Source organism: Pseudoalteromonas sp. J010 (assembly GCF_003934235.1).
Taxonomy (GTDB): Bacteria; Pseudomonadota; Gammaproteobacteria; order Enterobacterales; family Alteromonadaceae; genus Pseudoalteromonas; species Pseudoalteromonas peptidolytica.
The window spans coordinates 69,555-76,504 of sequence record NZ_RDBW01000023.1 but is presented as its reverse complement, the minus strand read 5'-3'; the positions used below and the strand labels follow the sequence as shown (position 1 = coordinate 76,504).

The following is a 6,950-nucleotide window of genomic DNA, read 5'->3' as shown; positions in this document are numbered from 1 at the left end:
ATACGCTAGATGCCAATACAGGCGAAGCGACTTATATCATGGACGCACCGGAGCATATTAACGATTTAACCTATGTCGCTAATTGCCAATAACCATTAATGCAGTAGCGTTAAAATAAAGGCGAGGGGAGTTCCTCGCTTTTTTATAAATGAACGCTCACTCTAAGGTGTTGATATATATGGTAGCATTGAAACGTTGTGGCCACACTTTCTACCTCCCTTAATACATCCTGTTTATTCCTTTTATGATTTAGTAAATCTAAAGAAACATAACTCTAAAGCCTTCCATCAATATAATGTAGGAAGGCATGAATAATTAATTACTCTTCGTCATCATCGCCACCACGATATTCATCATGGTTTGGGTTCAGTTGGTTAGCATGATTATCTAAGCTATCCCAATAAGCATCGTTATTTGAATTCATACTATCACTTCGGTCATCATTTGGTGTTCTGCTCATTTCTTATCTCCTTGCTGTTTAAGTTGCTTACTTCTATTGCCGTGTACTTGTGAATACTGTTTGTTTACACCATTAGAATCTTTGTTTGCATTTTTCATATTTGAACTATTATCTTGTGGTTTCATATCATCCTCCTCGATTGTTTCCACAACTAAATTGTGTCTTAATAGCAAAATGAAAAAAGGGACATTTCAATGAAATATGATTCACGAACAATTTAATCTTGGTTTTATTTTTAATCAGCTACCAAACCTCTTATCAAAAGGAATAAACTGTTTTACCTCAGAGTCAGATTTATTTGTCAAACTTGCAAGGGTATGTAAACAAGACCCTTCAATTACGCATGATCAAAGTATCTTTCGGAAAATCAGAAATTCAGAAGTTGATCACGAAATAACAAATGAATTATCCAAATTTTTAAACTTTGATGAGAAGATGCTGCCTACAACACCAATTGAAGAGATTGACTTGAAGACTCTTGGTGCTTGGTTTCTAGTTGATTCTATGATTAATGGTTATAAATTGAACGGATACTGCAAAAATGAAGTTGCCAGCAAATACCTTGATTTTATCCATGCTCATTGTGAAGTAGAGAGAGCAATTATTGAAGAGCTGACTGTTTACAAACAGATGCCCCAAATAGATAGTTATTTAGAGAGATGGCTTGTTGCTAAGATTACGTTTCCAGAGCCTTCAGTCGATGAACTTGCCAGTTACGTTTCTAGCTTAACTATGTATGTTTGCGCTTTAATTGAACTTGGATTAGAAGCTCTGAATGAGAGTGATGTGAATAGCATACTAAAGAAAGTATTACCTCGTCATGAAATAAAAAAACAAGAACATTTATTGATACCATCCTCAGAAGTTCTTCTAGAAAACACAAAAGCTGCTTGGGCAAAAGATAAATATGGGAAAGAAAAGATTTCTTGGGAACAATTTTATCGAGATATATTAACTGCTCAAGCAAGAGATGAAACCTTAATCAATAAACACCCCAAATATGCAGAGATTGATTTTATTAATCCAGATACCAATGCAATCAAAAAGAGGTTTCAAAGATGGAGAGCTGGCGACTTATTCACTATAGAAGATTTCAGAGTTTACCTTGCAATCCTTCGACTACCATACAAAGATGCTAAGCAACACTTAGGCTTAGAATCCTATTTTTTAGTCAATATTTTTACTTATGTACAATCAGATTTGATTAAAAATGGTATTCACCCAAGAGACATTGAGGATTTGTTTAGTCGGTATCCTGAATATAAAGATATAGTAAATAGTAGGTTTAACGAATTTAAACTATCAGGCGTGCTCACTCCATAGTTGCGGTTGCTTCATTTTAAGAAGAGTGCCGCATTTCAGAGTTGAACTCGGGTCACACCAGCTACACAGAAGGTAGGGCGACCACGAAAATACACCAATAAACACGTTAAATGGGTGTGTAACGTGTTTCGTTGATAGTTGCACTCCCTCTCGCGACCAAGAATAAAAAGCTGATACAAAAAATTAAGGTCTTCATGCAACTAATCGCATAATTGATGAAAATCAAAAATGCTGACTACCTCGGAGTTCGTAAACTCGATGAGACTGACTTAGGTAGAGTGCTTAACGAACTTAAGGGTTACGAATTGCTATCTCAATTGGGGGACGGTCGTTGGGAGATTAAAGCAAAAGTCAGAACTGTATTTTAATTTCCGTGAATCACAGAAGTTCCCATTGTTATGTTTTACATATTCAATGAGGGCTTCTGTGGAGTGTTGGAAAGCAGGGTTTAACACCCGTCAAAATGTCGTTATTCAGGTTATTTAACATAACGTAAATTATGGGTTGTTTTGTTTGGGTTGCATTATGCGTGTTATCGTTACTATAATATGTCCAATACTAACCAATATCGGACTTTTTATGGTTCTGCCTTTAGTCGATACTTTTAAGCAACTTAGGTATCAAATCGCGCATCTAGAAGATAATACGTTAGCACATGAATATCCAGAGTTGGCTAAATTCTTAGTCGTGCATAATAAATCTTTGCCTGTTGAAGCGGAACTGCAGTTTCTATTTCAGTTTTTGTATGTTTACGGTCGTAAATCAGAGGCTACTTTTAATCGGTTCCGTAATGAGCTTGAGCGTTTTTATTTGTGGTCATGGCTGATAGCACAAAAGTCTGTATTTGATTTAAAACGTGAAGATGTTGAAGCATATGTTGATTTTGTTGTTGAGCCGGACAAAGCATGGACGCAAACTTCTGTTCAATGGCGCTACAAACAAGACCAAGGGATCCGTAGAGTTAACGAGAATTGGCGCCCTTTTGTTCTAAAAGAAAATGGTGCGAGCCAACAGACATTGGCCGCAATGTTTACGGCACTTAACGTGTTTTATAAGTTTGCAATTTTGGAGGAAAAATCATTCACCAATTTTGTTCCTGTGGTAAAGAAAAATAGTCCCTACTTGGTTGTACAGTCACAAATAAACCTTCCCGACACATTGAGTGATCTACAGTGGGAATACGTATTCGGAGTCACCCGTGACTTATGTGAGCAACAACCGGATTTAGAGCGAAACCTTTTCGTTCTTGCGTGTTTAAAAGGTTTATATTTACGTATTTCTGAACTTTCAGATCGCCCTCATTGGTCTCCTGTTATGAGCCACTTTTGGCAAGATCAAGATGACTTTTGGTATCTCAGGATCATGGGTAAAGGTAATAAGTTGCGAGACGTGACATTAAGTGAAGATTTTATTGGTTACTTAAAACGCTATCGCCACTATCGAGGTTTAAGTGCCCTCCCACGTGTTGATGAGCCATATCCGATTATCCATAAGTTACGCGGACAAGGTGGTATGAATGTTCGCCAATTACGGCGTATAGTTCAGCAGAGCTTTGATTTGGCAGTAGATAAGTTAAAAGAGGATGGATTCACAGAAGAATCAGAGCAATTACAAGCCGCAACATCACATTGGTTGAGGCACACTGGTGCGACTCACGACGCACAGCACCGCCCGCTTAAGCACCTATCAGAAGATCTCGGGCATGCAAAAATTGCAACTACAGACCAAATTTATATTCAAACCAATATTAAAGAGCGAGCAAAATCTGGGCTAAAACGAAAAATATAGCCTAATCAATACAATCTAGATCTGCTGCTACAAAAAATTAAAAATGGTGTCTAACCTACTGTTTCTGCGAGTGTTACAACAGGTATGGCTACGGGAAAAACGAAGTGGAATACTTACTCAGAGGTTAAATTAGCGTAACAAAATGCCACACATTACTTAATGTGTGGCATATGGATGTTCATAATTTTATCACGGCTAATTACGCTTGAATCGTACAATTAATTCGTGCATCTCTTTTGCAATTGACTCTAAATCTTTACTTTCTTGATGCACTTTATCTGCACTATCTAGACTATTATTTGCAAGTTGAGCAATATTGACTACCTGTTGGTTAATATCGTCTGATACGGTTGCTTGCTGTTCAACTGATGTTGCAATTTGCATGGACATATCACTTATCTGTATTACAGCTTGAGTAATTTGCTGAAGCATGTCAGTACTTTGGTTCAGCTGATCAATACCGTGAAGAGATTCTTCCTGACCTTGTTGAGCGATATTAACAGATGCTTGTGTGCTGCTAGTTAGCTCTTCGATGATAGCGTGGATCTCTTTTGTTGACTCTTGAGTACGCTGTGCTAGATGCCTTACCTCGTCTGCGACTACGGCAAAGCCCCTACCTTGCTCTCCTGCTCTTGCAGCTTCGATGGCGGCATTTAGTGCTAACAAATTTGTCTGCTCTGCAATTTGTTCGATAATTTGTGCGGCTGCCGCTATTTTATCAGTTTGTTTAGAAACGCCTTCAACGGAGCTGCGAATATCCGAGATTGTGTTACTCAGGTCGCTAAATGCGACTTTGGTTTTGTTGGCGATTTGCTCTGTCTGAGACGTCAACTCCAATGAATTTTGTGCATCTTTGGCGCTCAGCTGAACGCTATTTGAGACATCATTAATAGTTGTGGTCATTTCATTCATTGCTGTTGCTACAAGCTCGGTTTCAGATTGTTGCTTTTGTAGGTCTGCGTAGGTTGCTTGTGCTTCGTTACTGGCAGTATGTGCACCTTTTGAAACGTTTTGCGCGGCATGCTCTACCCTGGTAAGGATAGTGTCAAGATGGGCGCGTTCGCTTTTTAAGCGTACTTGGATAGACGCCATCGTGCCATCCCAAGTGGAATAAACTTGTTGTGAAATTTCGTCGCAAAAGCTATGAGCAAGCTCAGATTCTAAGCGTTTTAGTTGTTCTTTATCGCGCCAAGTTGCATAAGCTGAGTATCCGAGCATATTTGCCATTAGCCAGAAGAATCCGGCGGACTCGGAAACAAAATACCACAGCAATAATGATGAGATAATGTTGAAAACAGGCCAGATGATCCGTAGTTTCGGCAGGCCTATGCCACCGCTTTTGTTACTGTTTACGCTGCTATATAGCTGGCTTGCACGTTCAACAGTTGACCTATCAGGGCAGCTTCTCACTGACTCATAACCAACAATTTGGCCATTTTCAGTGATTGGAGTCACGTACGCGTCTACCCAATAATGATCGCCATTTTTACATCTGTTTTTTACGATCCCCATCCACGGCTTACCAGTTTTAAGCTGCTTCCACATTGTAGCAAAAGCAATAGGCGGCATATCTGGATGGCGAACAAGGTTGTGAGGCTGACCAATTAACTCGTCACGCGAAAAGCCGCTAATGTCGATAAGTGCTTGATTACAGTCAATAATATTGCCTTTTAGGTCAGTGACTGAAATCAGTTTTACGTCACGAGAAAACGTTTTTTCTCTTTGAGTTATTGGGTGGTTGGTTCTCATTTAAATATTCCAAAACTACAGATATTTTATTTTCCTTTTGTGAATGCAGGAAAATACGCCCTCACACACTGAATAGCAATAGAGAAGGGATTAATTAACGATAATTACAACTATAGTGTGAGTGATTTCGCGGCGCAAATTGATTTGATCGAGTTTAGATCTAAATTGGGCTTACTCACGTACAAGCTTTCTTGTAAAATAATAGCACTTGAATAATAACCTAAGGAGCGTTTGGTGTCTCGCTTTTCAGCAATTACTGATAACCCACATGAAGGTAGATTTAACTCCAAAACAGGGATTTTGATAACCAACTTAGGTAGCCCCGATGCACCTACTGCAAAAGCCCTTAGGGTCTATCTTGCTGAGTTTCTCTCTGATCCACGCATCGTTGAAATTCCAAGGTTGATTTGGCTGATGATTTTGCACGGAATCATCCTTCGAGTTCGTCCAAAGAAATCAGCCCACGCTTATCAGTCTATTTGGACCGACGAAGGCTCACCGCTCATCACCATTAGTAAAGCCCAAACTGCTAAGATCGAGAAGCAACTTCGTGATGAAGGCTTTAACGATATAGAAGTCGAACTGGCGATGCGTTATGGAAACCCTTCCATAGAATCCGGCTTGGAAAAGCTGCGAAATAAAGGTGTGACTCGGATTATTATCGTTCCTCTTTATCCACAATATTCCAGTGCCACAACGGGTTCAACCTTTGATCAGGTGTCTAAAGTCTTGCGAGGATGGCGTTGGGTTCCCGAGCTACACTTCATAAATGGGTATCACAAACACCCTCTGTACATAGAATCACTGGCGAACTCTATTAAAGAAGATTTAGAAGTGCATGGAGAGCCAGAAAAATTGGTATTTTCATATCACGGTACTCCGAAGCTATTCTTAGATAGGGGTGATCCGTATCACTGTTTTTGCCAACAAACGACCCGCCTTGTGGTTGAAAAGCTGGCGTTAGACAAAGATAAAGTGATAACTACGTTCCAGAGTCGCTTTGGTAAGGCAGAATGGTTGCAGCCATATACTGACAAAACGTTAGAAAGCCTTCCAAGTCAAGGAGTAAAAGATGTGGCAATATTGAGTCCCGCTTTTAGTGCTGATTGTTTAGAAACACTGGAAGAACTTGAAGTTGAGAACCGAGAGGTTTTTGAGTCATCAGGTGGTGACAAATACCGCTACATTCCAGCGCTTAATGATCGTGATGATCATATCAAAGCAATCACGGCGCTTATTAAACCGCTACTTTAGAACAGTTGCAATTAACCAGAGGATTTACCGATGAGGTAAATCCCCTATCCTCACTGGCGCTTCTATATTATATTCCCAATCCACACTATCGATTACTCCAAAACGGATATAAGATCAAAACCATGTGGCGCAAGCTCGGTGTTAAAGTCATCGAGTTTGTCTGTTATACCAATTTTCTTAATTAAGAGGCCTATTTTGAGGCGAGAAAACCTTGTCGATAGCCCCGCTACCGCTAAGGTACCTACTTCCTGTAGGCAAGTTTGCTATTTATTTGTTCTAAATAAGCAATTTTTAACGCTGTTAGCGTCAGATTTACTCCTTCAAATTGAACAAGTATTAAGTCAAATTGGTATTAATTAACAGATTGAATACATAA

7 protein-coding genes are annotated in these 6,950 nt (G+C 39.4%); 4 read left to right on the top strand and 3 right to left on the bottom strand.

Annotation, left to right across the window (positions count from 1 at the left end; genetic code table 11):
- Window positions 1–319 precede the first annotated feature (319 nt).
- On the bottom strand, window positions 320–460 hold the full coding sequence (locus EAG18_RS22185; protein WP_185745601.1) for a hypothetical protein: 141 nt from the start codon (window positions 458–460) through the stop codon (window positions 320–322).
- On the bottom strand, window positions 457–585 hold the full coding sequence (locus EAG18_RS22380) for a hypothetical protein (protein WP_275557295.1): 129 nt from the start codon (window positions 583–585) through the stop codon (window positions 457–459). The genes EAG18_RS22185 and EAG18_RS22380 overlap by 4 nt, the downstream gene beginning before the upstream one ends.
- Window positions 586–661: 76 nt before the next feature.
- Here EAG18_RS22380 and EAG18_RS13725 point away from each other — a divergent pair, with 76 nt between their 5' ends.
- From EAG18_RS13725 to EAG18_RS13720, 3 genes are all read left to right on the top strand, one after another.
- Window positions 662–1,783, top strand: a complete 1,122-nt coding sequence (locus tag EAG18_RS13725; protein WP_125252950.1) for a hypothetical protein — start codon at window positions 662–664, stop codon at window positions 1,781–1,783.
- Window positions 1,784–1,998: 215 nt separating this feature from the next.
- Complete coding sequence (locus tag EAG18_RS22180; protein ID WP_185745600.1) at window positions 1,999–2,151, top strand: hypothetical protein; 153 nt, start codon at window positions 1,999–2,001, stop codon at window positions 2,149–2,151.
- A 211-nt stretch (window positions 2,152–2,362) separates the two neighbouring features.
- On the top strand, window positions 2,363–3,571 hold the full coding sequence (locus tag EAG18_RS13720; RefSeq protein WP_125252949.1) for a site-specific integrase: 1,209 nt from the start codon (window positions 2,363–2,365) through the stop codon (window positions 3,569–3,571).
- Between the two features lie 195 nt (window positions 3,572–3,766).
- Here the strand turns inward: EAG18_RS13720 and EAG18_RS13715 are convergent, their stop codons facing one another.
- Window positions 3,767–5,320 (bottom strand): PAS domain-containing methyl-accepting chemotaxis protein, encoded by a 1,554-nt coding sequence (locus EAG18_RS13715; protein WP_125252948.1) that lies wholly within the window; start codon window positions 5,318–5,320, stop codon window positions 3,767–3,769.
- A gap of 234 nt (window positions 5,321–5,554) precedes the next feature.
- Here EAG18_RS13715 and hemH point away from each other — a divergent pair, with 234 nt between their 5' ends.
- Entirely contained in the window at window positions 5,555–6,574 is a 1,020-nt protein-coding gene (gene hemH / locus EAG18_RS13710; RefSeq protein WP_125252947.1) for a ferrochelatase, read from the top strand.
- Window positions 6,575–6,950 lie beyond the last annotated feature (376 nt).